At 71.2% G+C, this 26360-nt stretch carries 29 protein-coding genes and 1 tRNA gene; 11 read left to right on the top strand and 19 right to left on the bottom strand.

What is annotated here, in order from left to right:
* Positions 1-453 precede the first annotated feature (453 nt).
* Together ACGFQ9_RS07435 and ACGFQ9_RS07430 are read left to right on the top strand one after the other, a co-directional pair.
* Positions 454-1170, top strand: coding sequence for a bifunctional DNA primase/polymerase (locus tag ACGFQ9_RS07435; protein WP_393572153.1), 717 nt, complete (start codon positions 454-456; stop codon positions 1168-1170).
* A gap of 63 nt (positions 1171-1233) precedes the next feature.
* Positions 1234-2052, top strand: a complete 819-nt coding sequence (locus ACGFQ9_RS07430; RefSeq protein ID WP_393572151.1) for a hypothetical protein — start codon at positions 1234-1236, stop codon at positions 2050-2052.
* A 181-nt stretch (positions 2053-2233) separates the two neighbouring features.
* On the opposite strand, the gene ACGFQ9_RS07425 is transcribed toward ACGFQ9_RS07430, so the two are convergent.
* From ACGFQ9_RS07425 to ACGFQ9_RS07415, 3 genes are all read right to left on the bottom strand, one after another.
* A complete protein-coding gene (locus ACGFQ9_RS07425) occupies positions 2234-3211 on the bottom strand; it encodes a DUF5926 family protein (protein WP_393572149.1) in 978 nt (325 codons plus the stop codon).
* Between the two features lie 179 nt (positions 3212-3390).
* Complete coding sequence (locus ACGFQ9_RS07420; RefSeq protein ID WP_393572147.1) at positions 3391-4005, bottom strand: ATP-binding protein; 615 nt, start codon at positions 4003-4005, stop codon at positions 3391-3393.
* A gap of 85 nt (positions 4006-4090) precedes the next feature.
* Complete coding sequence (locus ACGFQ9_RS07415) at positions 4091-4891, bottom strand: glycerophosphodiester phosphodiesterase (RefSeq protein WP_393572145.1); 801 nt, start codon at positions 4889-4891, stop codon at positions 4091-4093.
* Positions 4892-5086: 195 nt separating this feature from the next.
* Here ACGFQ9_RS07415 and ACGFQ9_RS07410 point away from each other — a divergent pair, with 195 nt between their 5' ends.
* From ACGFQ9_RS07410 to ACGFQ9_RS07385, 6 genes are all read left to right on the top strand, one after another.
* On the top strand, positions 5087-6607 hold the full coding sequence (locus ACGFQ9_RS07410; protein ID WP_393572144.1) for a S1C family serine protease: 1521 nt from the start codon (positions 5087-5089) through the stop codon (positions 6605-6607).
* A gap of 120 nt (positions 6608-6727) precedes the next feature.
* Positions 6728-7633, top strand: coding sequence for a LysR family transcriptional regulator (locus ACGFQ9_RS07405; protein ID WP_393572142.1), 906 nt, complete (start codon positions 6728-6730; stop codon positions 7631-7633).
* A 160-nt stretch (positions 7634-7793) separates the two neighbouring features.
* The gene (locus ACGFQ9_RS07400) at positions 7794-8345 is read left to right on the top strand and encodes a cysteine dioxygenase (protein ID WP_393572140.1); all 552 of its coding nucleotides are present in this window, start codon (positions 7794-7796) and stop codon (positions 8343-8345) included.
* The gene (locus tag ACGFQ9_RS07395; protein WP_393572138.1) at positions 8345-9430 is read left to right on the top strand and encodes a YeiH family protein; all 1086 of its coding nucleotides are present in this window, start codon (positions 8345-8347) and stop codon (positions 9428-9430) included. Before ACGFQ9_RS07400 ends, ACGFQ9_RS07395 begins: the two co-directional genes overlap by 1 nt.
* 277 nt (positions 9431-9707) lie before the next feature.
* Entirely contained in the window at positions 9708-10700 is a 993-nt protein-coding gene (locus ACGFQ9_RS07390) for a trypsin-like serine peptidase (RefSeq protein ID WP_393572136.1), read from the top strand.
* Between the two features lie 216 nt (positions 10701-10916).
* Positions 10917-11004: transfer RNA gene (locus ACGFQ9_RS07385), tRNA-Ser, on the top strand.
* A gap of 133 nt (positions 11005-11137) precedes the next feature.
* Here the strand turns inward: ACGFQ9_RS07385 and ACGFQ9_RS07380 are convergent.
* From ACGFQ9_RS07380 to ACGFQ9_RS07310, 15 genes are all read right to left on the bottom strand, one after another.
* A complete protein-coding gene (locus tag ACGFQ9_RS07380; RefSeq protein ID WP_393572134.1) occupies positions 11138-12433 on the bottom strand; it encodes a tyrosine-type recombinase/integrase in 1296 nt (431 codons plus the stop codon).
* A gap of 174 nt (positions 12434-12607) precedes the next feature.
* Positions 12608-12799 (bottom strand): helix-turn-helix transcriptional regulator, encoded by a 192-nt coding sequence (locus ACGFQ9_RS07375; RefSeq protein ID WP_393572132.1) that lies wholly within the window; start codon positions 12797-12799, stop codon positions 12608-12610.
* A 198-nt stretch (positions 12800-12997) separates the two neighbouring features.
* The gene (locus ACGFQ9_RS07370; protein WP_393572130.1) at positions 12998-14182 is read right to left on the bottom strand and encodes a DUF3631 domain-containing protein; all 1185 of its coding nucleotides are present in this window, start codon (positions 14180-14182) and stop codon (positions 12998-13000) included.
* Positions 14182-14535, bottom strand: coding sequence for a hypothetical protein (locus ACGFQ9_RS07365; protein ID WP_393572128.1), 354 nt, complete (start codon positions 14533-14535; stop codon positions 14182-14184). Before ACGFQ9_RS07365 ends, ACGFQ9_RS07370 begins: the two co-directional genes overlap by 1 nt.
* Complete coding sequence (locus ACGFQ9_RS07360; protein WP_393572126.1) at positions 14532-15437, bottom strand: bifunctional DNA primase/polymerase; 906 nt, start codon at positions 15435-15437, stop codon at positions 14532-14534. The genes ACGFQ9_RS07365 and ACGFQ9_RS07360 overlap by 4 nt, the downstream gene beginning before the upstream one ends.
* Positions 15434-16171, bottom strand: a complete 738-nt coding sequence (locus ACGFQ9_RS07355; RefSeq protein WP_393572124.1) for a DNA methylase — start codon at positions 16169-16171, stop codon at positions 15434-15436. The genes ACGFQ9_RS07360 and ACGFQ9_RS07355 overlap by 4 nt, the downstream gene beginning before the upstream one ends.
* A 118-nt stretch (positions 16172-16289) precedes the next feature.
* Positions 16290-18086, bottom strand: a complete 1797-nt coding sequence (locus ACGFQ9_RS07350) for a MarR family transcriptional regulator (protein WP_393572122.1) — start codon at positions 18084-18086, stop codon at positions 16290-16292.
* A 276-nt stretch (positions 18087-18362) separates the two neighbouring features.
* A complete protein-coding gene (locus ACGFQ9_RS07345; RefSeq protein WP_393572120.1) occupies positions 18363-18557 on the bottom strand; it encodes a DUF6257 family protein in 195 nt (64 codons plus the stop codon).
* A gap of 86 nt (positions 18558-18643) precedes the next feature.
* Entirely contained in the window at positions 18644-18826 is a 183-nt protein-coding gene (locus tag ACGFQ9_RS07340; protein ID WP_393572118.1) for a hypothetical protein, read from the bottom strand.
* Between the two features lie 42 nt (positions 18827-18868).
* The gene (locus tag ACGFQ9_RS07335; RefSeq protein WP_393572116.1) at positions 18869-19255 is read right to left on the bottom strand and encodes a DUF6251 family protein; all 387 of its coding nucleotides are present in this window, start codon (positions 19253-19255) and stop codon (positions 18869-18871) included.
* Entirely contained in the window at positions 19246-19593 is a 348-nt protein-coding gene (locus tag ACGFQ9_RS07330; RefSeq protein WP_393572114.1) for an RRQRL motif-containing zinc-binding protein, read from the bottom strand. The genes ACGFQ9_RS07335 and ACGFQ9_RS07330 overlap by 10 nt, the downstream gene beginning before the upstream one ends.
* A complete protein-coding gene (locus ACGFQ9_RS07325) occupies positions 19590-19814 on the bottom strand; it encodes a hypothetical protein (RefSeq protein ID WP_393572112.1) in 225 nt (74 codons plus the stop codon). Before ACGFQ9_RS07325 ends, ACGFQ9_RS07330 begins: the two co-directional genes overlap by 4 nt.
* Positions 19811-20830: a DUF2637 domain-containing protein gene (locus ACGFQ9_RS07320; RefSeq protein ID WP_393572110.1), complete on the bottom strand. Its 1020-nt coding sequence runs from the start codon at positions 20828-20830 to the stop codon at positions 19811-19813. The genes ACGFQ9_RS07325 and ACGFQ9_RS07320 overlap by 4 nt, the downstream gene beginning before the upstream one ends.
* On the bottom strand, positions 20827-21099 hold the full coding sequence (locus ACGFQ9_RS07315) for a DUF6303 family protein (protein ID WP_393572108.1): 273 nt from the start codon (positions 21097-21099) through the stop codon (positions 20827-20829). Before ACGFQ9_RS07315 ends, ACGFQ9_RS07320 begins: the two co-directional genes overlap by 4 nt.
* Positions 21099-21362 (bottom strand): DUF6284 family protein, encoded by a 264-nt coding sequence (locus tag ACGFQ9_RS07310; protein WP_393572106.1) that lies wholly within the window; start codon positions 21360-21362, stop codon positions 21099-21101. Before ACGFQ9_RS07310 ends, ACGFQ9_RS07315 begins: the two co-directional genes overlap by 1 nt.
* A 555-nt stretch (positions 21363-21917) precedes the next feature.
* Here ACGFQ9_RS07310 and ACGFQ9_RS07305 point away from each other — a divergent pair.
* Positions 21918-23048 (top strand): helix-turn-helix domain-containing protein, encoded by a 1131-nt coding sequence (locus tag ACGFQ9_RS07305; RefSeq protein ID WP_393572104.1) that lies wholly within the window; start codon positions 21918-21920, stop codon positions 23046-23048.
* Here ACGFQ9_RS07305 and ACGFQ9_RS07300 read toward each other — a convergent pair.
* Positions 23032-23808: an NUDIX domain-containing protein gene (locus tag ACGFQ9_RS07300; protein WP_393572102.1), complete on the bottom strand. Its 777-nt coding sequence runs from the start codon at positions 23806-23808 to the stop codon at positions 23032-23034. The genes ACGFQ9_RS07305 and ACGFQ9_RS07300 overlap by 17 nt on opposite strands.
* 1119 nt (positions 23809-24927) lie before the next feature.
* On the opposite strand from ACGFQ9_RS07300, the gene ACGFQ9_RS07295 reads away from it, so the two are divergent.
* Both ACGFQ9_RS07295 and ACGFQ9_RS07290 read left to right on the top strand, forming a co-directional pair.
* The gene (locus ACGFQ9_RS07295; protein ID WP_393572100.1) at positions 24928-25473 is read left to right on the top strand and encodes a DUF6344 domain-containing protein; all 546 of its coding nucleotides are present in this window, start codon (positions 24928-24930) and stop codon (positions 25471-25473) included.
* 432 nt (positions 25474-25905) lie between these two features.
* On the top strand, positions 25906-26217 hold the full coding sequence (locus tag ACGFQ9_RS07290; protein WP_393572098.1) for a hypothetical protein: 312 nt from the start codon (positions 25906-25908) through the stop codon (positions 26215-26217).
* The last annotated feature ends 143 nt before the right edge of the window (positions 26218-26360 follow it).

Raw genomic sequence — 26360 nt, 5'->3', positions numbered from 1 at the left:
ATTGCAAACCCCCAGATCAATCTGCGCCGCCATCAATGGTCCACATCTACACGCCCAGGTGGATCGATGTCCAGCATTGTCAAGCTGGGAATCCTGGTGTCTGTGGGGCGACAACTCCACGTCCGGCCAAGGCTTGAACTTGGCCGGAAATGGCCGGACGGGAGCCCTTTTTGAGGTCGACTGGACGGGCGTGGAAGTGACTTCGGGTACCTAGTCCGTGGTGGCCGGATCGAGTTGGCGGCGGGCCGGCGGGAGTGCCGGCCGGAGCCGGGCCCGATCCGGTGCGGGTGCGTTCCACCCCCGCCGGACGTTTCATGGACCCGTAAGAAAACTGCACGAACCGTGTGAACTTGCTTCAAGCAGGACAGTGACGCGAAACGTGCACATGTGGTGAAACACCGCATACATGGTGTGATGTGGCCCTCGGCGTTCAACGGAAAGGAACGAGCGCACATGCGCGAGATCCTCGGAAGGCGTCTCCAGCGGCTCCGCAGTTCCTTGCAGTCCGTGCGTTTCCGTGCCGGCTCCCGCCCCCGCGCCCGCGGCGGTGACGGGGACGACTCGCCCGACCCGCTCGAGGGGGCGCTGCGCTGCGCCACCGACTGGCGATGGCCGGTGCTGCCCGGAGTGGGCCGCTCGGGCGCCGACGAGCGGCGGTGCGCCTGCCCCGACCCGGAGTGCCCGGTGCCGGGAGCGCACCCCTTCGACCCCGGCCTGCTCGCCGCCACCACGGACGCCCGCATGGTGCGCTGGTGGTGGACCAACCGGCCGGGCGCGCCGGTCATCCTGGCCACCGGCGGGCGCGCGCCCTGTGCGGTGAGCCTGCCTGCGGGCGCGGGCGCCCTGGCGCTGGCCCGGCTGGAGGCACTGGGGGTGCGGCCGGGGCCGGTGGTGGCGACGCCCGCCCGCTGGTCGCTGCTGGTCGCGCCCTACTCCCTGGAACGGCTCGGTGAACTGCTCTACGCCCAGGACCGGGTGCCCTCTTCGCTGCGTTTCCACGGTGAGGGCGGCTACCTGCTGCTGCCGCCGTCCGGAGCGGGCGCCGGCGGGCGGGTGCGCTGGGAGCGGGCGCCGCTGCCGGAAGCCGGGCCGCCGTGGCTGCCGGACGTGGCACAGGTCGTGGACGCGCTGGTGGAGGCCGCATCCCTCGAACGGGTGCCACCGGCGTGAGTTTCAAGGGGAATTGGGCGCGGGCATCTCCGCAGCCCTTTCCCGCGCCGCTATCTTCGCCGAATGAATCTCCGCCTGATCGGAATCGGCGCCGGTGTACTGATCATCTTGTCGCTGCCGCTCGCGGGCGCGATTGCGGGACCGGACTTCCGCGGTCAGGGCGACGGAAAGAGCGGCGGACTGCTCACCACGTTCGGGCTGGCGGAGGATTCCGGCCGGTCGCATGATTCCGGCCGGTCGGATGACTCCGGCCGGCCGGACGGTGCCGCGGGCGGGCGGGTGGACGCGGGCCGCGCCACGGGTGCGGGTGAGGGTCGGCCGGGCGACTCCGGCGACTCCGGCGGCTCCCGCGACTCCGGCGGCTCCGGTGGCGCGGGCGGTCAGGCCGGGTCTGCCGCAGCCGGCGGTGCCGGCGGGCGGCCGGATCCGTCCGGTGGCCGGGACGGATCCCCGTCCGGCTTCCCGGCGGCAGCCCCGTCCGGATCCCCGGCGGGCGTCCCGCCGGCGGCCGGCCCCGGGCCGGCCCGGCAGTCCCGTACGGACTCCCGCTGCGGTCCCGAACTCACCTCACCCGAAGGGCTGGAGGCGCAGACCTGTGTCCTGTCGGCCGAGGGGAACACCTGGGGGCGCAGCTACTACCGCAACACCAGTGGTCGCGCTCTGGACGCCGTCCTCACGCTGATGGGGCCGGCCGGGCGGACCGTGCGGATCCACTGCGGCGTGGAGGCCGGGGACGAGCCGGGGCTGTGCGAGACACCGCGTGAGCGGTCGGCGGGAGTGCCAGGTGCGTACTCGGCAGTAGCGGAATTTGCAGTTCCGGATGATGAAGGGCCGCTGCTTCTGCGCTCGGGGAGCAACTCCCCGGCACCGGCGGATGGTTGAAACCCGCAAGAAATACAAGGGCCCGGTCGCTGGCGACGGGGGATGCACCAGCGACCGGGCTACAAGAACGGTAACAAGAGATCGCCTGTTCGCAAATTCGATCTCTGATATTCAGACACCGATTTGCAGGCGATTAGCGGGAGTTGTGACCCCAGTCACCGACCCTGCGGGTGGTCGGACATCAACTCAGGGTGACCTGGCGGTTGGTGAGCCCACCGCGCGCCCGGCGCTCCTCCGCGGTCAGCGGGGCGTCGTTGGCCAGGGCCTTCGCCAGCCGCTCGGCGAGGGCCGCCGCCGGCTTCTCGACGTCCTTGGCCGAGACCCCGGTGGGCAGGTCCCAGACCGGCACCATCAGGCCGTGCGCACGGAACGAGCCGACCAGACGGGTGCCGTCGCCCAGCGAGGACTCGCCCGCGGCGTGCAGCCGCGCCAGCGCGTCGAGCAGCTTCTCCTCGGGGTGCGGCATGACCCAGCGCAGGTGGTTCTTGTCGGGGGTCTCGCACCAGTAGGCCGCGTCGACGCCGGTCAGCTTGACGGTCGGGATGGCGGCCGCGTTGGCGCGTTCCAGGGAGGCGGCGACCTCCGGGGAGGCGCTCTGGGCGCTCTCCGCATCCGGAATCCAGAATTCGAACCCGGTGTGTACTTCCGGCTCGAAAACGCCGTCGAGGTCCAGGAGATCCTGAAGTCGCGGGCCTCCGGCGGGCACCTTGCGTGCCGGGACCGGGTTCCCCGGCTCGGTGGTCAGGGCGCGCTCCAGGGTGTCGGCCATGTCCCGGGCGAGATCGCCGGTGGAGCTCTCGTTCTGGAGCCCGAGCAGGACCGAGCCGTCCTCCCGGCGCAGCGCCGGCCAGGCCATCGGCAGTACGGTCGCCAGGGTGACCGAGGGGACGCCCTCGGGCAGCCCGCCCTTGAGGGAGAGTTCGACCGTGGCCGCGGGCACCAGTTCGCGCAGCGCCACCCAGTCGCACTCGCCGGGCAGACCGGCGAACGGACGCTGCACCAGCTCGGTGCCGACGTGCGCGGCGGCCCGGCCGTGGCAGGCCTTGTAGCGGCGCCCGGAGCCACAGGGGCAGGGCTCGCGGGCACCCACCACGGGGATCTCCCCGTCCTTGAGCTGCGGCTTGGCAGCAGTCGTCGCTGCGGGGCGCTTCTTGGCCATGGTCGGTGTCTCCCGGTTGCGGCGGTACGTGACGGCGCGAGCCTAGTCGCTCGAACCGCCCGCACCGCCGAACCCGGGGCCTTGCCGGAAGCACGGTCGGCGTGCGCTCCCGGAACGGCCGCCCCCGGAGTCCTGACACGGAGTCGGTCGCTGACCGGATCACCGGTCACGGACCCGGATCAGGGGATCTCGGGGAGGTCCAGATCGTCGAAGGGTGCCGTGAAGTCGATCGCGGGCGGCGCAACGCGCGTAGCGAAATCGTCGTGCCGGGGCCCGGCTGCGACGATCACCCACACGGTGACCTCGCCCGCGGCTCCGTCGCGGACACCCCAGTCCAGGGCGAGGGCGCTGATGATGTTCAGCCCCCGGCCCCCGCGCGCGGTGACCGAAGGCGTGGCCGGAACCGGGCGGGTGGGACCGCCCCCGTCCGTCACCTCGACCGTCAGCCGCCCCGCTCCGTCCACGCGCCACCCGGCGCGTATGTCTCCGTCCCCGATGTCCGTCGTGCCCAGTGGCCTGCCGTGCCGGCAGGCATTGCTGAGCAGCTCGGAAAGGATCAGTACGGCGTCGTCCACGACCGATTCGGACACCCCGCTGATGCGCAACTGCTCACGCATCCGGTGCCTCGCCTCTCCCACGCCCGCAGGACCATGGGGTACGGCCATGCACGACGACGTGGGCACCTCCTGTGCCACCACCAACGCCACCCCCGGAACCTCCTTAGCCCCACGCCATGGTCTGGATGCCCCAATGGCCTGGACCGGAAACCGCCGGGCCGGCGCCCTCTGACGCATTCATGACCACCGGGAACGGAGCGGATGCGCCGGAGCACACCCTGTGACGAACGGAGGGTGTGTGACAGGTGGGGCAAAAGGTATGTCAGCGTCCGAGTTGGGACAGGACCTGTCGTGGCCGATTGGTGATGATCGCTTCCACACCCAGATCAGCGCAGAGCTGAACGTCTTCCGGCTCGTTCACGGTCCATACGTGCACGGCGTGCCCGGCGGCCTGCAGGCGCCGGATGAACGCGGGGTGGTTCCGGACGATCCGGATCCCGGGGCCGGCGATCCGCACCCCGGCGGGCAGCCGCCCGTCCCGCATCCGCGGGGAGATGAACTGCATCAGGTAGACGGTGGGCACCGTGGGCGCGGCCGCGCGCACCCGGTGCAGCGACCGGGCGGAGAAGCTCATCACCCGGACGGGGTGCGGGCCGTCGGCCGGCGGGGCGTCCAGTCCGAACCGCTTGAGCAGGAACAGCAGGCGCTCCTCCACCTGTCCGGCCCAGCGGGTCGGATGTTTCGTCTCGACGGCGAGCTCCACCGGGCGGCCGGCGTCCGCGATCAGTTCCAGCAGCCGCTCCAGGGTGAGCACGGAGGTGCGCTCGGGGTCGGTGTCCCAGTCGGGCGACTCCTCGCGGCCCTTCCAGGACCCGAAGTCCAGCGCCGCGAGATCGGCCAGCTCCAGGGCGGAGACCGCACCGCGTCCGTTGGAGGTCCGGTTCACCCGCCGGTCGTGAACCAGCACGAGATGGCCGTCCGCGGTCAGCCGTACATCGCATTCGAGCGCGTCCGCGCCGTCCTCGATCGCCTTCCGGTAGGCGGCCAGGGTGTGCTCGGGGGCGTCCTCCGAGGCACCTCGGTGGGCGACGACCTGGATGGGACGCGACGTTGCGTGGGTCACCGGGTCATGGTGCCACCCGGGAGGGCCAGCGTGCCGGGCCGGGCGGGGACGCACAGGTCCGGCTTACAGTGCTCTGACAGTCCATGGGAAAGGCTTTGCCCAGGAACTTGTACGGGTGGTCGAACGTTCAGTCGGACCGATATCCGTGGACACTCGATATCAGCGAAGCCGTCTGCGACGAGGAGAGAGAGCGCTGTGAGCACCGAGAACGAGGGCACCGCGGCCCCGACGCCCCCCGCTGCCCCGTCCGCACCCCCTGTGCCGGTGGCCGCTCCCGTGCCCGTGCGTGACAGCGTGCCCCAGGCCGCACGGCCGGCCGAGGGCGAGCCCGCCCCGGCCCCCGCCGCGGCCCCTGCCGCCGCCGCGGCCCCTGCCCCCGCCATGGCCCCCGCCCCGGCGTACGGCGCGCCCGTGCCGCAGCCCGCCGGACAGGTTCCGCCGGGCCCGGCCGGGCCCGCGGCCGCCCCGGCGGCGCACGGGGCGGCCGGCTGGCCGCCGCCCCCGCCGGCCGTTCCGGCGTACGGCATGCAGGGCGGGAGCGGCCACGGCGGCTGGGGAACCCCGCCGCCCTTCGACGGCATGGCGCCGGGCCAGGGCAAGCGCAAGGGCCGTGGCGGCCTGATCGCGGCCGTGCTGGTGGCGGCTCTGCTCGCCGGCGGGGTCGGCGGCGGCATCGGCTACTGGGCGGCCGAGCGCGGGGACACCGCGTCCGGCTCCACCACCGTGTCGGCCGGGAACACCCCGAAGGACCTCAAGCGCGACCCCGGGTCCGTGGCGGGCCTCGCCGCGCACGCACTGCCCAGCGTGGTCACCATCCAGGCCCAGGCGGGCGACGGCGAGGGCGGCACCGGCACCGGCTTCGTCTACGACCAGCAGGGCCACATCCTCACCAACAACCACGTGGTGGCCTCCGCCGCCGACGGCGGGAAGCTCTCCGCGACGTTCTCCAACGGCAAGAAGTACGAGGCCGAGGTCGTGGGCCGGGCCCAGGGCTACGACGTGGCCGTGCTCAAGCTGAAGGCCCCGCCGTCCGGCCTGGCCCCGCTTCCCCTCGGCGACTCCGACCGGGTGGCCGTCGGCGACCCGACGATCGCGATCGGCGCGCCCTTCGGCCTGTCGAACACCGTCACGACCGGCATCGTCAGCGCCAAGCACCGCCCGGTGGCATCCGGCGACGGCAGCAGCAAGTCGAACTCCTACATGAGCGCGCTGCAGACCGACGCCTCGATCAACCCCGGAAACTCGGGCGGCCCGCTGCTGGACAGCCGGGGCGCCGTGATCGGCATCAACTCGGCGATCCAGTCCGCGGGCAACGGCGGCTTCGGCGGCGGCCAGGCCGGATCGATCGGCCTCGGCTTCGCCATCCCGATCAACCAGGCGAAGAGGGTCGCCGACCAGCTGATCAAGACGGGCAAGCCGGTGTACCCGGTGATCGAGGTCCAGGTCGATCTCCAGTCCAAGATCGAGGGAGCCAAGATCTCCGAGTCGGGCGGCTCCCCCGGCGAGCTGGTCAAGTCCGGGGGTCCCGCCGACAAGGCCGGCCTGAAGCCGGGCGACGTGATCACCGAGTTCGGCGGCAAGCCGATCGACAGCGGCCGGACGCTGATCAGCGAGATCTGGACGCACAAGCCGGGCGAGACCCTGAAGCTGACCTACCTGCGGGACGGCAAGCCGAACACGGTGGACATCACCCTGGGTTCGCGGATCGGCGACTAGCGATCCGGTCGGCCGGGCCGCCCCGGGGCACTGGCCGATCCGGGGCACTGGCCGATCCGCAAGGGGCCGTAGGCGCGATTGTGCCTACGGCCCCTCCCAACATCCGCTTATGCTTCAGAGGTGTTCGATTCGCGGCACATACGGACATTCCACGAAGTGGTCGTCTCCGGGTCCTACTCGGCGGCGGCACGGGTCCTGGGGTACACCCAGCCCGCGATCACCCAGCAGATGAAGGCGCTCGAACGGGCCGTCGGCACCCCGTTGTTCACCCGGGTCGGCCGCAGGATGCAGCTCACCGAGGCCGGCGAGTCCCTGGCCCGGCACGCCGAGTCGATCCTCGGCTGCCTGTCCGAGGCCCAGCAGCAGATGTCGGCGTACGCCCGGCTGCGCACCGGACGGGTCCGGCTCTGCGGGTTCCCCAGCGCCAACGTCGCCCTGGTCCCCGAGGCGCTCAGCGAACTGGCCAAGGACCACCCGGGCGTGCAGGTCGAACTGCTGGAGGGGGAGCCGCCGGAGTCCCTGCACCGGCTGCGGCGCGGAGAGTGCGACATCACCCTCGCGTTCACCTATCCCGGACTGCACGAGGCCGTCCCGGAGGAAGTCGCCGAGGTCAGGCTGATGGAGGACCAGCTGACCGTGCTGCTGCCCAACGGCCATCCGCTGGCGCGCCGCCGCGCGGTGAACCTGGCGGACCTCGCCGGAGAGCGGTGGATCGCGGGCTGTCCGCGCTGCCGGGCCAACCTGCTGCACGAGTGCGCGGAGCTGGGGTTCGTCCCGGACATCCGGTTCGCCACCGACGACAACCTGGTGGCGCAGAGCCTGGTGGCCCAGGGGCTGGGCGTGGCGATGATGCCGGCCCTCGTCCTGCCCTCGCTGGCGCTGAGCCGGGTCTGCGGACGCGCCCTCCAGCCCGCGGCCCGCCGCCACATCTCCGCCTACGTCTACCGTGACCATCTGCGGATACCCGCCACCTCCGTGGTGCTGGACAAGCTCCGGCGGGTGGCGGCGAACCGGGTCGGCTGCTGATCGCGCCACCGGGGCCCGAGCACCGTCCCCCCGGATCGTCCCGGATCATCCCGGACGTTCCGGACGGCCGGGAGTGATTCCCCAACCCATAACCCGAGCTTGGGATTTCGGGTCGGAACTGTCGTTGGACGTGATGGATCGCCAGGCGGACGCTGCGGTCATGACCACGACCCTGCCGGCCCGCACCACCGCGAGGATGGCCGCCCTCGTCCGTGAGATCCGTACCGTCGTCGACCGGGGCCTCGCCCCCGACCTCACCGCCTACCTGGTCGGCGAGCTGCTCGCCCCGCACCTGGGCGCGAGCGACCTCCTCGCCCCGGCGCAGCAGGAGGGCGATCCGGAGCACTACCGGCAGCACGTCCTGCACGCCGAGCCGGACGGGTCCTTCTCCGTGGTGGCGCTGGTCTGGCTGCCCGGGCAGGAGACCTGCATCCACGACCACGTCTCCTGGTGCGTGGCAGGGGTGCACGAGGGCGAGGAGAGCGAACGGCGCTACCGGCTCGCCGCCTCGCCGGGCGGCGCCGCCCGGCTGGTGCCGACCGAGGACGTGGTCAACGGACCGGGTGAGGTGTGCGGATTCGCCCCGCCCGGTGACATCCACCGGGTGCGCAACTCCTGTACGGCCAAGGCGATATCGATCCACGTCTACGGTGCGGACGTGTCCCGGCTGGGCACCAGTATCCGTCGCGTGTACCGGCTCCCCGCAGAGTGATGGCCCTCCTCAACAGGCCGCGGAACAGCGGGCGGAACGCGGCCGTTCGCCGTGCTTCTCCCCCTGGCGGCGCCGGGGTGTCCCCCGGTGAAACACGCACTCCCTGGCCGGGGTTGGCGATGGCCGCCTGCGGCGCGCTGCTGGCCTGGGGCGTCCACCGGCTCCTCCCCGCGGTGCCGATGCTGACCGCCTCGGTGGTGCTGGGCATCGCGGTGGCCCACCTCCCCGGGGTGCGGACGGTCGTACGGGGCGCCGCGCGCCCGGGGCTCTCGCTGGCCGGGCGGCGGCTGATGCGGATCGGCATCGTGCTGCTGGGGCTCGGCCTGGGCCTGGGTGAAGTGCTGCGGCTGGGCTGGGCGACGGTGGCCATGGTCGTCGGCGTGGTGGCCGCAACCTTCCTGGGCACCCTCTGGCTGGGGCGGCGGCTCGGCCTGCGCGGGGACCAGCCCCTGCTGATCGCGACCGGCTATTCGATCTGCGGGGCCTCGGCGATCGGAGCGGTCAGCGAGGTGTCCGGGAGCGACGAGGAGGACGTGGCGGCCTCGGTGGCCCTGGTGACCCTGTGCGGAACCCTCGCTATCGCCGTTCTCCCGCTGCTGCAGGGCCCCCTGGGCCTGTCGGACCCGGCCTTCGGCCGCTGGGCGGGGGCGAGCGTGCACGATGTCGGCCAGGTGGTGGCGACGGCCCAGACCGCCGGACCCGCGGCGCTCGGCGAGGCGGTCCTGGTCAAGCTGATGCGGGTGGCGCTGCTCGCCCCGCTGGTGGCGGCGGTGGCCCTGGCCCTGCGGGCCCGGCGGCGCGGGACGCGGACGGCCTCGGGGCGCAGGCCTGCGCCGGTACCGCTGTTCGTGGCGGGGTTCCTGGCGGCGGCGGTCCTGCGGGCCACCGGTCTGGTGCCCGGGGCGGCCCTGGAGTGGTCACGTACGGCCCAGGAAGCGCTGCTGGCGGCGGCACTGTTCGGGCTGGGGAGCGCCGTGCACCTGCCGACGCTGGCCCGTACGGGCGGGCGGGCCGCGCTGCTGGGGCTGGGGGCCTGGGTGGTCGTGGCCGGGGCGTCGTACGCGGGCGTGCTGCTCACCGTATGACGGCGGCGGGGGCGGAGGCACGCCGGGACGCCGGGGCGCCGGGACGCCGGGAAGGGTGTCGGCCGGCCGTGTGTCGGCCCGCCGGCCCGCCGCGTGTCGGCGCACCGGCCTCTGGGGCCCGTCCTGGCCTGAACCGACCGAACATCCTGGCGGGTGCATGACAAGCATGTGAGTGTCGTGCCACTCTGCCCCGGCAAGCCGATCCGCACCGACAGCACTTCGTCCCCCACCCTGCCCGGACCCGTGACCGGTTCCGGCGTGGCAGAAGGAGTCCTGCGTGAATCGACACCGCAAAGCCGCCTGCGTCCTCCCGGCGGCGGGCGCCCTGATCGCCGGTGCCCTGTCCGCCGCCACCCCCTCCGCGGCCGCCCCCGCCCCCGCGTCCTTCACCCCCCGGCACACCGAGGGCTTCTGGACCGCCGAGCGCATGCGCGGCGCCACCCCGCTGGACGTGGACCCGGCCGCCGCCCGGCGCGGGCCCGGGGCCGACATGAAGAAGCCGCCATGGCGGGCGGCCGAGCCGGTGACCATCGCCCCGACCGCCCCCTCCCTGACCGCCCCCTCCGCGGCCGGCGTCTCGCCGATGGCGTTCCCGCAGGCCGGCGGCGCGTGGACGGGCGGCGGCGCGGTGGTGAAGACCTCGGGCCGGGTGTTCTTCACCTTCCAGGGCCGTACCGCCTCCTGCTCCGGCGACTCGATCACCAGCGCCAACGGCAGCACCGTCATCACGGCCGGGCACTGCGTGAAGTACCAGGGCTCCTGGCACACCGACTGGGTCTTCGTGCCGGCGTACGACAACGGCAACGCGCCCTACGGCCAGTGGCCGGCGACCAAGACCTTCGCCACCGATCAGTGGGCGGCGAACGAGGACATGAACAACGACGTGGGCCTCGCCGTCGTGGCCCCGCAGAACGGCATGAGGCTCAGCCAGGTGGTCGGCGCCCAGGGGCTCCTCTTCAACGGCGGCTACAACAAGCGGATGTACGCCTTCGGCTTCCCGGCGGCCTCGCCGTACGACGGCAGCAAGCTGGTCTACTGCAGCGGCAACAGCGGCAAGGACTTCCTGCTCACCAAGGACCACAGCCTGTCCTGCAACATGACGGGCGGCTCCAGCGGCGGCCCCTGGTTCCAGGACTTCAACGAGACCACCGGCCTGGGCACCCAGGTCTCGGTGAACAGCTTCGGCTACACCTTCCTGCCGAACCGGATGTACGGGCCGTACTTCGGCCCCGAGGCGAAGGCGGCCTACGACAAGGCGCAGACCGCCTGACCCGCAGCCCCGCACCCCGGCCGGCCGTACCGGCCGCTCCGCACCCCGGCCGGTCCGACCAGCGGTGAAGCGGTCGGGCCGGCCGGCCACGACGGCGGCGATGCCGGCCGCCGCGGCCCGGCCGCGAGCCGAGGCCCTTCCCGTGAGCCCGCCCCCGCATTCGCGCGTCACACCAGCCCCCGGCCGCCCCCGCGGCCCGGTACTCTGTACCGACCAGGTGGGTTGCCCGAGCGGCCTAAGGGAACGGTCTTGAAAACCGTCGTGGCGCAAGTCACCGTGGGTTCAAATCCCACACCCACCGCCACAGGTCAGCGTGTTGGCTGGTCAGAGGGGTGTCTCTCCGAGAGAGGCACCCCTTCGTTGTTCACCCTGTCTCACCCTGGATCGGCCCTGTCACACTGCTGATCAGCGCGTGTGGCCAACCTGTGGCCAGACGCTCAGCTCGTCTCGCCGGGCTGCGGACCCTGTAGGGCACGGTCGATCAGCTGGTTCGAGGCGTGCTGCTGGCCCTGGAGGATCTTCGCGTAGAACTTCCACAGCACCGCCGGGCTGTGACCCGCTCGCCGAGCCACCTCCACAGGGTCCACACCGGCCTTGATCCACAGTGATACGCCGGCATGACGGAGCGAGTACGGAACATCGGCGAGAGGGGTCTCGACGTCCGCGGCCGGCAGCACCTTCCGCCGGGCCTGCTCCCACAGCCGGGTGTACTCGTTCGAGGCGACCCGTCCCCCTTGGACCGCGCGGAACAGTCGACCGTCCGGGGCGGTGCCGTGCGCGTCCAGATGGGCGCGCAGGCTCTCCACGAGGACGGGCGGGATCGGCACGACGCGCGTACTGCGGCGCGCTCGGCGCTTGAGCCCTCGGGTGTCGTACGGCTTTCCGTCGTCCGTCCAGCTCGAACCGACCTCGGGCTGACTGCGCCGCAGCACCAGCTCTCCCCACCCGGAGGAAGGGAGCTTGCAGTGAGACTTCACGAGCGCTGCGACCTCGGCCGGCCGCATGGCCGCGTAGTAGATGCAGCCGAAGAACGCGTGCAGGTGGTTGCCCCGGTGCCCCTGGCCGCGTACGGCGTCCAGCAGGCGCCCGGCCAGCTCTGGCCCGGGGACGAACTGGAAGTCCACTTCGTCATCCGTCTTGGGCGGGGTCCAGTCGACCGACATGAGCGGGTTGGAAGCCAGCAGCCCCCGCTCAACGGCGTAGCGGAGTGCGTTGCTCAGCACCGACCGCTTCCGGAGGACGGTGTTGTCGGCGGCGGACTTGCCATTCAAGAGGCGAGACAGTGCGCCGAGCGCCCGACGCAGCCGGTCCGAGTCCGCGAGGTCGGACACCCGAAGGGAGTTCTCAGCAACCCACTTCAGGGCCCGCGCGGCATCCTCCGGCGGAGCCTCGGCCCGCATACGGGGCACCCACTCACCCTCGGCGTCCCGTACCGCCTGGAAGGCCCAGGTGCGGAGTGCCAGGCGGAGGACTCGCGCGTCCGGAGCGCCGACCGAGTCCTTCACCCATACGCCGGTCACCGTCGACAACGCCTCAGCGATCCCGACGCGGTGCTTTGCGGCAGCGTTCGGCCACTTCATGCAGGCGTAGGTGCAGGCGTGCTCGAACCAGGTCGGCGAGTTCAGCTGCCGCAGCTCGGAGACCGGCAGTCCGCTCTCGACGTCGAACTGCTCGCCGTCGCGGACAGCCTTCATGAGCTGCGAGCGCCGGCCGTCAGCCAGCGGCTTGCTCACAAACGGGGCCTGGTGCTCCTGACCACCAACGAGCCAACGCAGCTGATAAGGCGCGCTCTTGCTCTGTCGCTTCCGGATGCCCCAGATCCGCACGTCGTACGAGTACATCGTTCATCACCTTCGACAAGGCGAGCCCCCGGCTACCAGCCGGGGGCCCGTTGGGCGGACAGGGAGTCAGGCAGCTGTCGGTTCTTCGCAACCGGCGAGCCAGTTGTCGAGGTCGCCTCGACGGCACCGGAGCTGCCCATTCGGCAGCTTGACCAGACGCGGTCCTTTGCCGCGGGCGCGCATCCGGTAGAAGGCGGCCCGGCTCATGCCGAGCTCGAACAGCACCTCAGAGAGCTTGAGCATCTGGGGGCGTGCCATTGACCTCTCCTTGTAGTCGTGTCCCCGTCTGGGGAGTCCGCTACATCCGCTACATCCGTTACAGCGCAGGTCAGGGGCCTGTTTGGTGTAGCGGATGGGTGCCCGTGTAGCGGATGTGAGTGCTACACGGGCACGCGCGGATGTAGCGGATGTAGCGGATGAGCTGGTTGGTGTAGCGGGTGGTTGAGGTGCCGCCTGCTAGGCGTTTTCGCTGGTCAGGGCCGCGTGCGGGATCGATGTAGCGGATGTAACGGATGTAGCGGAGATCTGGGGAGGGCAGTAGCGGGCCCACGCATCCTGGAGGTCTTCGGCGTGGTAGCCGCGGGCGACGGCGGCACCGGTCCGGACCGGGCGGGCGGCGATGGGCTTGTTGTCGCCGTTGGTGTACTCGCGCAGCATCTTGGCCAGGGCCCGGGAGTCCAGCGGCTTGCCGCCCATGTCGGCCCAGGGGGAGTCTTCCAGGGTGTTGAGTCGATCCAGGACGACGACTGTGGGGAGCTTGTCGGCGTCCCCGAAGACGTGGTCACGCAGGTCGGTGAGCAGCCGGATCCCGATGCTCCCCTTGTCGTCCGCGGCCAGGTCGCGGACCATCTCGGCGCACGCGGCGCGGGCGCGCTCGGGCCAGTCCCCGCTGGCCGCCTCGGCGACGGCGAGCAGGGGCTCCCAGACGTCGGCGGGTCGGTCGGTGACACCCTCGGGCAGCTCGGGCCACGCGTCCTGTACCTGGTCGCGGACCTGCTCGGCCCAGGCCGCGAGCCTGTCGCGGATCGCGTGGCCCTGCTTCATGTGGAGACGCTGGCGGTAGGGCTCGACCTTCTCGTTCCGGGCCCGGCGGCGCATGCGGACGATGACGGAGCGGGTGAGGACGGTGTCAGGAAGGGACCCGAGTCCGGCCATGGCGACGGCGCAGTACGAGTCGAATACCTGGGCGGTCTGGTTGGAGCCGTCCCCGACGCACCGCAGGGCGCCGCCGATATGCCGGTACCCCGCGTTGAGGAAGCCCCGCAGCGCCTCGTCAGCGTTGGCCTTGGGGCCGAAGATGGTGTCGACCTCATCGAAGAGCACGGTGGGCAGGCCCTCGGCGGAGCCAACCAGCCGGTAGAGAGCGTTCGCGGACGCCGAGACCGTGCTGACCGCGCGCGGGGTCAGGAGTTCGATGATCTCCAGGGCCCGGGACTTGCCAGAGCCGGGTTCCGGGGACAGGAACGCGATCCGGGGCGTGGTCTCGAAGCAGTCGACCAGGTGCGCGTGCGCGTCCCACAGCGCCACAGCCACGTAGGCAGCCTCTCGGGGGAAGACGTTGAACCGCCGGTGGAACTTCTCGACCTCGTCCAGCAGCGCGGCGCCATCGATGGGCGCGGTGGTCGTGCCGTGGTTGCTCATCAGGCGGCCTTCCGTTCGGTGGTGTTGAGCTTGGGGCAGGTGGTGCGGTGGCGCTCGTGGTCGGCGATCAGGGCGAGGGCCTTGGTGTGGCCGGCGGTGAACAGGTCGCGTCCGCAGATGCACCACGAGCGGACGGTCGGGGTTGCTCCGCGGCCGGGCGCCGCGATGTGGATCCAGGCGACGGGTCGGCGCCCGTCATCGGCCGGGTGCGGGTCAGAGCTTGAAGGGACGCCCATTCGGGCGGCGACTTTCGGCGCTCCACTGCCGCCCTCGGCCGCGGCCGGTTCGGCGGGGCTGATGCCCTTGGGGGTGGAGGAAGGGCTATTAGCCGGGGGGTGTTCGCGGGCGGTCATGCCGTCGCCCGGGTGCCGGTGTTGTTGCTGATGGACCAGTTCAAGGCGCTGGTGATCGCGGAGCGGTACTCGTAGGGCTTCAGTCCGGCCGCTTCCGCCCCCCAGCTAAGAGCCTCCTCCACCTCACTGCGGTCGAGGTCGCCGGAGGCGATCAGCCGTCCCAGGGCCCGTGCGGCCCGGACGAGCACCTTGTTCCGACCGCCCTCGGCCGCTGTCTCCACGTTCCGCCGCTCGTTGCGCAGCGCGGCAGCGGCGTAGGCGGCTCGCCGGCCGACAGGGGCGCCGGAGGGGGCCGGGCGGAGCGGTACGGCTTTGATGCGGGGCGGGGCCGTGAGCCAGGCGTGCACCCATGCCGGGAGTGGGGCGGGGGGCCGGTCGTCGGAGGTCTGGTAGCGCCCATGGGGCAGGGTGCTGCCGGGGGCGACGACGTAGCCGCCCCAAGCGCGGTGGTCGATGTGTCGGCCGAGGATGTCTTGGTTGGAGTGGATCCGGGTTCCGGGCGGTGCGGTGAAGTACAGGTGCAGTCCACCGGAGGGGGTGGCGACCGTGTGCGTGTCCGGGAGGGTCTTCCCGAGGGCCGTGCACAGGTTGTGGAGGACGTCGCGGCCGTGGTGGGTGCCGGGCGGATCGGCGGGCTTGGGTGCGTCGAGGTCGATGACGACCAGTCCGGCCGGGCCGGTGGCCAACCCGACGTTGAACGCCCTGGTCGCCCAGGCGGAGTGGATACGGTCGGGGTCTGTGGTGGCGCGCTGCTCGGGCTTGAGGTGCCCGGCGGTGCAGTCCCCGGTACGGGGGCATCGGGTCTCACCGTGCAGGGCGAAGACCTTGGTGCCAGGGCGGAGCGGGATCACTGGCCAGCCCCGGCCGGCGGTGGCCAGGGCCGCGTTCAGCATCTCGTTCATGCGGCCACCGCCGGGGCGAGAACGGAGCCGAGGAACGCTCGGCCGATCCACTGGCTGTAGGCGGGCGGGATGGCTTCGGTGAGTTCCTCGCGGACGTCGGTCCAGTCGATGCCCATGGCCTGCTGCATCTCGGGGATCGTGGCCTTACCGCCGCCGTCGCCGTAGGCGGCGACATAGGGGCCGTCTCGGTAGACGCCGTGGCGCCATCCGCGGACATAGCCACGGTGCTTGACGTGCGCGGGCTGAGGTGTGGTCCAGCCGCCGAGTTCGAAGTTCCGGTGCCGGAGCACGCCGAGTCCGAACTTCTCACCGCACAGGGACAGATCCTTACGGACAGGCGCCTTCCCGTTGGGCTGCTCGATCACGTACGGCACGCCGGAGGCGTCGAGCAGGGTGCGAAGTTCGGGGATGAGCTGTTCGTGGTCGCGGCCCCAGCCCATGGCCCGGTTCGTGCCGACGGTGAGCGCGCATCCGTCCTGGCATGGCGGCGAGGTGTGGATGAGGGAGTAGGCCGTGATCTCACCGGAGGAGATCAGCTCGGCGAGGACGGCGAGGGCATCGCCCTGCCGGAACGCGAACGGGTACCGCCCGCTGCGGTCGGCGATGTCGATGCCGTGGACGGTGAATCCGGCGCGGTGGTAGCCCATGGCCGCGCCGCCGGCGCAGCAGAACAGGTCCAGCAGTAAGGGCCGGTCCTGGTCGTGGTCTCGCCGGATGTCGGTGGGGTGGGTCATGCTGGGTTCTCCAGATCTGTGAGTGGAGCTGGATGAGGGCGGCCCCGGACTTTGGCGAGACGGGGGCCGCCCTCTGTGCTGTGGTCAGTCGTCGCAGTCGGGGTGCACGGGGTTCCTCTCAGGCGGCGTCGGAGGTGGTGAGGGTGCCGTCGGGGTGCCGGCGGATGTGGCCCTTGTCGACCAGCCGGGTCACGGCCTTGGAGACGGCGCCTTTGGACAGGCCCGTGTGCTGGGCCAGGTCCTTCTGCCGGATGGGCTGGTCGGCGTCGCGGATCAGGGTGAGCAGGCGGGTCTCGGTGCTATCCGCCGTGCCGGCCGGAGCAGCGGGAGGCAGGGGCACCGTGGCGGCGGCACTGTCCTTGACGAGCGTGAGCGTGGGCGCCGCCGGTGCCGCCGCCGCGGGGGTGTGGCGGTGCCAGGGGGTGCGGGCGGGCAGGGCGATCACGACGGCCTTGTCCATGTAGCGGACCTGGACGGGGTCGGGTTTGCGCTTGCCGTCGCGGATGAGCGCGACGCCGGGGGCGGGGAGTTCGTCGGCGTTCCAGCCCTTGGCCTGTGCGTCCTCGCCGAGCACGACACGGGCTTCGGCGGGGGTGCGGACGGCCAGGCAGATGGAGGTGGAGATCTGGGGTGCGATCTGCTTGGGGATGCCGTCGTTGATGGTGGGCTTCTGGGTCATCCACCACAGGTCGATGCAGGCTGCTCGGCCCATGCGGGCGATGGACTCCAGGCCCGGGAGTGCGCTGCGGTTGACGACCTTGGTCTTGCCGTCGTCGCCTTCCACGGGGAAGGGGACCTTGTCGGCCGCCGTAACCACCTCGGCGCCCTCGTCGACCACGACCGTGATCCGGGGCCGGTCTGGGGTGGGAATCCAGGTGTCCTGGCCCTTGGGGAGTACGGAGAGCCGGTCGTGCATCTCGGCTTCCAGTTCATCGACCACCGTGATGACCTCTTCGGGGGAAGAGGCCACCCGCGCGCGGTGGTCCCACAACCTGCCCTCGACCTGCTTGAGGTCGATGATGACCAGCGCGTTCGTCTCGCCCTCGGACGCGTCGTAGAGCAGTGGCCGGGAGGCGACGGACTTGCCGGCGCCGGAGCGTCCGGCGATCAGCAGCCGTTCGCCGAGCGGGACGGTGACGTGCTCGCCGGTGACGGTGTCGACGCCGAGGGAGCGCCGGTCGGGCGACCAGAGCATGTCGTCCCCGTCGGCGGCCGAGCGGGTGCGGAGGATCAGCTCGGCCCAGCCGCCGCGCTTGCCCGCCTTGGTCTGGATCCGCAGACCGGTGCGCGCGCCGATGAGGGCGCGCACGTGGTCCTCGGCGCCGCGGAGCTTGCTCGCGGTCCACTGCCCGTCGAGGCGGACCGCGACGACGATCCCGGACTCGGTGAGCTTCGGTCGCCCGGTGAGGGTTCCGGCGAGGCCGCGCTGTTCGGCGTGGTCGCGCCAGTGCTCGGGCTGCAGCCGGGACAGCAGGGCACGTTCCTCGGCGGTGGGCTTGAGGCTGGGTTCGGTGGCGCGGTGGTGGTGGACGGCCCACACGATCGCGCCGACCGCGGCCACCGTGACCGCGATCGCCGACCACACCCAGAACCGTCCGGGCACCAGCGGCAGCCCCACATACCCGGCCACGGCGGTCATGAGTGCGGCCTTGGACGCGAACAGCCACATCGGGTCGGGCACGCGCCGCTTGGCCGCGGCCAGCTCACGTTCCGCGCGCGGAACGATCGAGGTGACGCCCTGGGGATCTACGGCGCGTGCCTGGGCGAGCGCGTGCCGGGCGTCGGCCACCAGGGGCCTCCGCTGGGCGCGCAGGGTGTCGCGGCGGTCGGCTTCCTTGCGCCAGTGGACTGCGGTCCACCGGGCGGCTGTTGCTGCGTACTGGCGGTGGGTCTGCCACGCTGAGGACTGACTCACAAAAGGTCCCTTCCAAAGGTCTGTGAGTAGGGGCGGTGACGGGCCCTGGCCGGCCCGTCACCGTCACGCTGGGTGGCGGAGTTTCCGGTTTCCCGGTTTCCTTGCTGGGCCCCTACGCGTGCGCGCGCGAGGCGGGAAACTTCCCTCACGGAGCGTCGCTACGGGGGTTGTGGCGGCCGAACACACCCTCGGGGGTCTTCACCCATGCGCGAGGGGGTCCGCACGGCCTGCGAGCCGCCTACGGCCTTGGCCCCTGCAAGGGGCGGGCGGGGGCGGCTACTTGGTGCCGTTCTTGCGGCGCAGGGCCGCATCCTCGATCCGCTCCACCCGGGCCTTGAGGTCGCCGAGATGGACGTTCTCGCCGGCGAGTCCGCGCTTGGCCATGCGGGCGATGTTCCAGCCGATGGCGAGCTTCTCGCCGGTGGTGAAGTCGGAGAACCGCAGCTCGTCGTAGTCGTCGTTGCGGGCCATGACGGGTCCCTCTCTGGGCCGGGGCTGTCCCGGCTCCCCTCACCACCCGGCACCCCGTGAGGGGACCGGGTGGATCGGGCAACCGGTCAGCGCTGCTGGCGCCGGAGCAGGACGGTCAGAACGAGGGCGGTCTCGACCGCGAGGAAGGCGACCCATCCGGCCTGGCGGCCGGCGTGCCGCTGGAAGGCGAGCAGGGCCGCGCCGAGGGCGAGACCGGCGACGATGACGAGCAGGAGGCGCAGGGCGCCGATGACAGCGTGCCGTTCCATGACTGCTCCCTGATCTGGGATGAACGGGTTGGCGGAGCGCGGTCAGCGTCGGCCGCGGCGGGCCTTGGCAACGTTCTTCGCGGCCTGGGTGCCCTCGGAGCTACCGATCGATTTGACGACCGTGTGCACGCCCCAGCCGAGCATCAGGGCCAGGAACGCCAGGAACGCGAAGTTCGCCGCGATCGCGGTCAGAGCGGCGACCAGGAGGGGGCCGAAGTAGACCCCGGCGGCGACCGCGCCGGCACCGACGCCGGAACCGAGCGCGATCCGCTGCACGGTCCGGTCCGGCGGTGCCTGGTGGATGTGCTGATGGACGACCTGCGGGCCGGTGTAGGCGGCGGGCAGCTGGTCGACGTAGACATGGCGGCCGTCCGGGAGCCGGACGATGTCGGCGGGGCGGTGGGGTTCGGGGAGGTGGTTCACGAACATCTCCCTTCCAGGTCAGGGGTCGGGGAGGCGCACGGGACGCAGGCGCCGAGCGAGGTGGGGATGACGTATCCGGCGTCCCGCCCGCACTCGGGGCAGGTCCGCCGTGCCTCGTTCGCCCGGTCCAGCGCGGCGCGCTTGGCCGCGGTGAACGGCCGGACGGGCCTGGCGAGGTCGATCCGGTAGAGGTAGGCGACCAGCGGCCCCCGCTTCCGCCGGGGCCGCTGCAACTCCGCGGCAGGGTCCTGGCCGCCGGGCCGGAGCCCGGCGGCACGGAGCTGTCGGCGGGTGGCCAGGCCATCGGGGGCCAGGCGCCACCGGTAGACCGGCAGAGTGCTCACCGGAGGTGGTGAAAGGCGGCCCGGCACTCGGCGGCGTGCGCGTTGGCCGAGCGGCGGGCGAAGAAGACACCCTCGCGGGGCCCGTCCTCGCCGCAGCCGTGGCAGGACCAGCCGGCACGGGCATCGGGGCCGATGACGTCCACGGCGGCGCCGAGCAGGTTGTGGAAGCGGATGAGCAGGTTGGCCGACTGGCGCGGTGAGCTGTCCACGGAGAGATTCACGAGGTGGCTCCTTCCAGAGCGGAGGCGGTGTCGCGGAGTTCCTGGTAGCGGGCGGAGGCCCAGCCCACCGACCAGCCGGTCAGCTCAGCGGCCACCCGCACCGGAAGCCCCGCCTCGAACGCGGTCTTCACCAGCGCGCGGGCGTCGGCTTCGGAGAGCTTCTCGGCCGGCGGCCCGGCGGACAGCAGCGCGGCGCGTTCACGGTCCAGCCGTTCCTGTTCACGGATCTGTTCACGGCGTTCACGCTCGGCTTGCTCGGCCCGCTCGCGCCGTTCGTGTTCCTCGGCCTGCCGGGCTTCCAGCTCACGCTGCTGCGCGGCCTGGCGTTCAGCGCGTTCACGCTCCAGCTGTTGCTGTTCACGGTGTTCACGGGCCTCGCGCTCCGCGTTCACGGCAGCCTCGGCCCGCTCCAGTTCCTCGCGCCGGATCCGGTCCTGCCGGTCGGCTTCCTCGCGGATGAGGCGGGCTTCGTGTTCACGCTGTTCACGGGCCAGGGCAGCCTCATGCTCACGGCGTTCACGCACCCGCTGCTGCCGGGCCTCCTCCCGGTCCTCGGCCGCCTTCTCCCGGGCCAGGCGCTCCGCCCGCTGCTCGTCCTCCAAGGCACGGACCGCTGCGGTCAGGGCCCGCCGGTAGGCGAGACCGGCCTCGGCGGTCACGATCAGGAGGAGGGGCGCGACCGCGTGCACGGCGACCCCGACCAGGTCCCCGACCAGCGCGGATGAGCCGATGTTGAGAAGGAGCGTCATGGCGCCGGTCATCCAGCGCAGCGTCACCGGCCAGCCGCCGGCATGCCCGCCCAGCCGGGCCAGGACCGAATCCAGGCGGACCACGATCACGACCGCGGCATCCACCACGATCGGCAGAATCGGGGCTGTCCAGTCCCACGGATCCGACGTGTGCGCCGCCATCAGCGGCGTGACCGTAAGGACCGAGTACAGCATCGCGCCGCCCACGATCAGCCACGTGCCGACCGACAGAGCGCGCTCGGATGAACGCAGATGAACACCGTTCACGCCGCACCTCCACCCGTCGGGGTGACACCGGTTACGGCGATCAGGACGATGGGCGAATCGGGGTTGGCGAACTCCTCACAGTCCTCCACCCACGACCACTCCTCAGCGGTCCTGCATGCGAAGCCCAGGGCTTTGAGCGCCCGTGAGCGTTCCGTGAGCGTGGGCACGGCCGCACCCGTGAAGGTGTGCGTCGGCCAGCTGGACCGGCCGTGCTGGACCACGTACAGGCTCCACCGGCCAGACCGGAAGACCAGATGCGCCAGCCTCATCACGCCACCGCCGCGGCGGGCGACGGGGCCTTGTTCGCCGCGGCCCGGCGGGCCGCCAGCACCCGCCGGTGAGCCCGGCGGATCCGGCGGCCGCCAAACTCGCCCGCCGGCCGGTCCAGCAGCGCGATCAGCGCATCCAGCAACTCGACCTCGGCCAGCACCACCGGCATCTCGGCCTCGATCGCATCCAGCTCCGCGTCCGTCGGCTCCAGATCGGCCGGCAGCGCGGTAACACCCATCTGACGTGCAACGATGGACTTCATTGGGTCTTGCTCCTCTCACACAGGAACGGGACCGAACAGCAGCCCCGGCGGTCGCACGCCGGGGCTGCACTTCGTTTGGGTGGAGCGGACTTCACCGGCTCCCCTCGACCCCGCCCGTACGCCGCCGAAGCGACGGACGGGCGGAGGAGGCAACCGGCCGCAGCACGGAGCCCTGCGGATGGCTGGTGTGCGGACCTGAGCCGCACCGGCCGCCTTTCGAGTAGGAGGCGGCGACCTCACACTGTTCAGTTCTCAAGGAGCAGACGTTTCCTTCGAACCCCTTTCGAGGGCCCTCCGGGCGTGCCGAGCAGACCTAGATGAACCCCTCGGGGCTCATCTGGTGCGCACCAGAAGGATGGCATCTGGTGCGCACCAGATGCAACCCCTTCGTCGTTCGGCGGGGCGTCTGGGTGCGGCCTGGCGTGATCTCAGGAAACGGCGAAAGTGGGGGCACTCGGTAGCCAACTGGGGTTAACCTCAAGGGTGTTAACCCGCTCTCACCTGCGGCGATTCGGTTGACCGCCGTGGTGGACGCACTCACCGGAGGCGATGCACGTGGGCAGGGGCTTACGGTCCGTTCGGACGGCGCGAGGGTGGTCGCAGGAGCGCCTGATCTACGAGATGGAGCGGTACGCGCGGCAGCACCTCGCGGACATCGCGTCCACGGCCAGCCTGAAGACCTACGTGTCGGAGTGGGAGAACGGCAAGCGCCCAATCTCGGAGCGGTACGCCTCGATCCTCCGCCCTCTCCTCGGCGTCACCGACGCCGAACTGCGCGGAGAGGCGGAGAAGCTGGCACCGCCACAGGCTGATGGGTACGACGACCTACTGAGCCGGATCGACTCCGCCCGGAGCATCGGCGATTCCATGGTTCAGACGTTCCTCGACCAGACAGAACTGCTCCGCACGATGGACCGGCAAATGGGCGCGGCCGGCCTTGTCGACCAGATGACGGGGCACCTGGCGTCGATGGAGGACGCGCTGACGTTCGCTGTCCTGCCGGGCACGCGGCGGCCGATCGCGACCGCACTCGCAGGTGCGGCGACCCTCGCGGCGTGGCAGGCCCTGGACGCCGGTTCAGTAGAGCGGGCGTGGCGGCACTACGAACTGGCGAAGAGGGCCGCTCAGGATGCCGATGCGCCGCTCTACCTTGCCCACGCGATGGGTGAGCAGGCGTACGTGCTGCGCGACGCTGGACGTCCGGAGATGGCTGTGGAACTGATCCGGGACGCGCAGCGTACGCACGCTGAACGACACTCACCAAGGCTCACCGCGTGGTTGAGCGCTGCAGAGGCGGAGCTGTGTGCGGCCGCGGACATGCGCGACGACGCCCGGCGTGCTCTGGAGCGGGCCGAGGCCAGCCTCCCGGACGGAACCGAGGCGCGGGATGCCGACATGGTGAGCATCTTCCTCAACCATGGCCATCTGGCCCGTTGGCGCGGGAACGTGCTCGCGATGCTCGGGGACAGCACCGCCATGGAAGAGCTGTACGCCGCGCTGGACACGGTTGACCCCTCCTTCGTGCGGGCGAGGTCTGGCCTCCACAGCGATCTCACGCAGGCGCATCTTGCCCGCGGTGAGATGGAGGAGGCCCGTTCGCACATCCAGCAGGCACGCCTGCTGGCCAACCGCACCGGCTCTGTTCGGTACCGCCGACGGGTCGAGCTGCTTACCGGCCGCCTGTAGACCGCGATGAGAGGAGGTGGAGCAGGGCCACGAGCGTCCCCGACCCCATCAACTTGCCGTCAGCCATGAGCGCCGGGATCTCGTTCAGAGGGATCCACGCAACGTGCCCTGCCTCCTCGGCGTCGGTCGGCTCCCCCACCTTCGTGGCGCCGTGGGCAACGAAGATCTCGTGAGGCGAATCGACCATGCCAATCATCGGCTGGTAGGTGACTACGTGCTCAACCTCAGACGGCCGCCAGCCGGTCTCCTCCTCCGTCTCGCGCGCAGCCGTGATGGCGGCATCCTCGCCGGCGTCCACGATCCCGCCAGGAAGCTCCCAACCCCACTGGTCCGGTACGAACCGGTAGCGCCAGAGCATCAGCACACGGTCCTGCTCGTCCACCACGGCGGTGATCGCGACATGGTGAAGCCGGACAACGTGGTGCTCGAAGCGCTCGACGCCCGGGGGCTCAACGTCCACCAGGTCGAGGTTCACCCAGCGGTTGTCGTAGATGCGACGGGACCCGTGGATCTTCCAGGGCTCCAGCTCGCCCGGGGCGGGGACACCCGATCCACCCACGATGCGGTAGGAGCTGCGCCCGTACGCCTTGATGAACCGCTCACTCGCGAGTCGGGCGAGCACCTGCCGCAAGGCGGTACGACCGATCTCAAGTTCGGCGGACAGCGTGCGCTCGGACGGCAGCTTGTCGCCGGGGGCGTACCGCCCGGACTCGATCCAGGACCGGATCGTCTCGTAGACCCTCTGAGTCTTGGGCCCCATCCTCGGTGCACTCCCCGGCGTCGTCTGCTGATGCTGGCCAGGGTAACGGGACGCGGGGAGAGCGGGTGGCCGAGTCATGGGTCTCCTTGCTTCTGCTGAAGTTCGGCGAGGAATCTGTGCACGGATCGCACTTCGGTAGCGGCTTTATGCAGGTCAGAGCGGGATTGGGTGGAAGCTCAAGGAACTGCTAATGCCGAGGTGGGCAGAATCGGAATAAGGTGTTCCGAATAATTTCGAGATTAATTTCCCACGCGCGGGCGGTGGACACAGTAAGTGCAGCTCAGGCGCCCTATGTGTGTGCAGTTGGCGATCTTTCCCACAGCCCTCCCCACAGGATGTTGGCTACTTATCCACAGGCGTCGACGTTTGCCTGTGGATAACCGACTGGGATTAATCGCAACCTCACGTCAACATGTCTTCACCGGGTGGCGTGGCCGCAAAAAGGCGGCCCCCATGTAGGAGTGGGAGCCGCCCTGACCTTGTCCCTGAGCTGTAGAGAAAGGCACCCCATGACAGTACCTACGCCCTCAGAGAGTTCAACCCCGGTGGGGGCGCAGCCGGCAGGTGGGTCAATGAAGGGCGGTCGGCGGCGCCTGGGGCGAGTGCTTCTGCTGATCGGCCTAGGGGTCGCCGCGGTAACGGCCGCCGCATCCGTCTACTTCGCCCCCAAGCTCTCCGGACCGATCGGAACGGCGGCGGCGGTTCTCGCGCTCGCGCCCGTCGCGCTTTCGGTGACCAAGAAGGGCAGTGAGAGGGGGCGCGGAGCCGACCAGTAGTGGGGTCTGCGGCCAACCTGTGGCCAAGCGGTCCCGCGGGTGGTGCCTCGATGGGGCGAAGGTGCAGGTCGGACAAGGGGCGCGTGCCGCCTGGAGAACCCTCTTGAAAACCGTCGTGGCGCAAGTCACCGTGGGTTCAAATCCCACACCCACCGCAGGTATACGACCCCTGACCTCTGCTGATGGTCAGGGGTCTTTTTCGTGTCCGCGTGACCGCGCTGCGCCGGGTGGGTGGTGTTTGTCGGAAGATCGGCGCGCAGAGGGTCGGATGTCCGGTTGCATCCGCATCATGACGAATGTATGCAGATCCGCCCGTCCGAACATCGGGAAGTGAGGGGCCGTCATGGCTGACAGCAGCAGGCTCGTGTCGATCCGGAGCGCCGTCACCGCCGTACTCGCCGCGCTCGTGGCGTTCTTCACCTCCCTGGGGTTCGGCCGGAAGGCCATCGCCCCGGTGTCCGGTAAGAACGCCCTCGCCGTCCCTCCCGGCACCGTCTTCGGCGGGGCGCACGTCGTCAGGGTCCCGGCTCCGGCGGGGGCGGCGGTGACCGTGCCCCCCGCGGGCGGCCGGGCGGAGCCCGGAGGCCGCGCGGCCGTCCCCGCACAGCCGTCCATGCCCGCGCAGCCCTACGTACCCGCCCAGCCCTACGTGCCCGCGCAGCCGTACACGCCCGGTCGGGCGGCCGTACGGGACCGGCAGCGCGGCCGGCGCGAGGCGCTGCGGGGCGATTCGCTGCCGCCGACCCTCGCCCAGCGGATCCGCGCCGAGGCGCACGGCTCCTCGCCCTCGGCCCGCCTCTCCTCGGCCGCGGCCGCCGCTCTGCTCGACCTCTTCCGGTTCGACCGGCTGCTCAGGCCCGGTGGCCCGGAGCCCGCTCCGGCCGCGTAGGGCCGCTCCGGCCGGGGGAGCCTGGCGGGCGGTGGGCCGGGGGCGCGAGCCCCGGCGTGCGCCCAGGGGGCGTGGGGGGTGTGACGCATGGAGTTGCAGGGTCGTGGGCCCCTGGAGGTGCTGGTCCTCCGGGGCGGTCGCGGCCCCTTTCGGCATGTACGGGTCCAGTCGGTTTGCCGGAACGCTTCAGCCCTTGTGGGGCAGGGGTTTCCAGGGTGACAGGAGGTCTGTTCTGGGGCTCTGGGGGCGTGAATGAGGTTTATCCGATGTTGCTCATGCTTGCGGGGGAATCGCGCTGTCCGGGGTGGTTCGCCGGGGATTCGGTGGGCAACTCTGATCTCGCGACGTCGTCACCGAACGACCGAGGCGGTCGGCCAACTGCCTTGGAATCAGCCCCACTTGTCCCACTTCGGGTCTCTGGAGGATATAGACATGGCAAGCATCCGTACCGCCCGCGTCATCGCAGCCGTCGCCGCTCTCCCGCTCGCCGTCGCCCTCTTCGGCGGTGTCGCCCAGGCCGACAACGGCGCGTTCGCGAACGACGGATCGAATGCGAGCGCCGCCGCCATCATCGGCAGCGGAGTCGGCGGGGACAACTACGGAAACTCCGCCACCACGCAGCAGGTCGCCACCGGCTCCGGTGCGTCCAACCAGAACAACACGGCGCAGGTCAACGGCTCGGCGTTCACGGCCATCGACCAGTCGAACTCCAACGTCGAGGTGAACTTCTTCCCCTGGTGGTAGATCCCCTCGAAGTGCTGCGAGCGCCCGTGCGACCGGACCGGCTGGGGTCCGGTAGCGCGGGCGCTCCGCCGTTCCCGGGGCCGCCGGCGCGTGCCGCCGCCGGTTCCTGACGTTCCCTCCTTGACATCCCCGCGCGATCTGAC

This window comes from Streptomyces sp. NPDC048603, from assembly GCF_043199475.1.
Taxonomy (GTDB): Bacteria; Actinomycetota; Actinomycetes; order Streptomycetales; family Streptomycetaceae; genus Streptomyces.
Note: the sequence above shows the minus strand (reverse complement) of the source record. Positions and strands in the feature narration are given on the sequence as shown.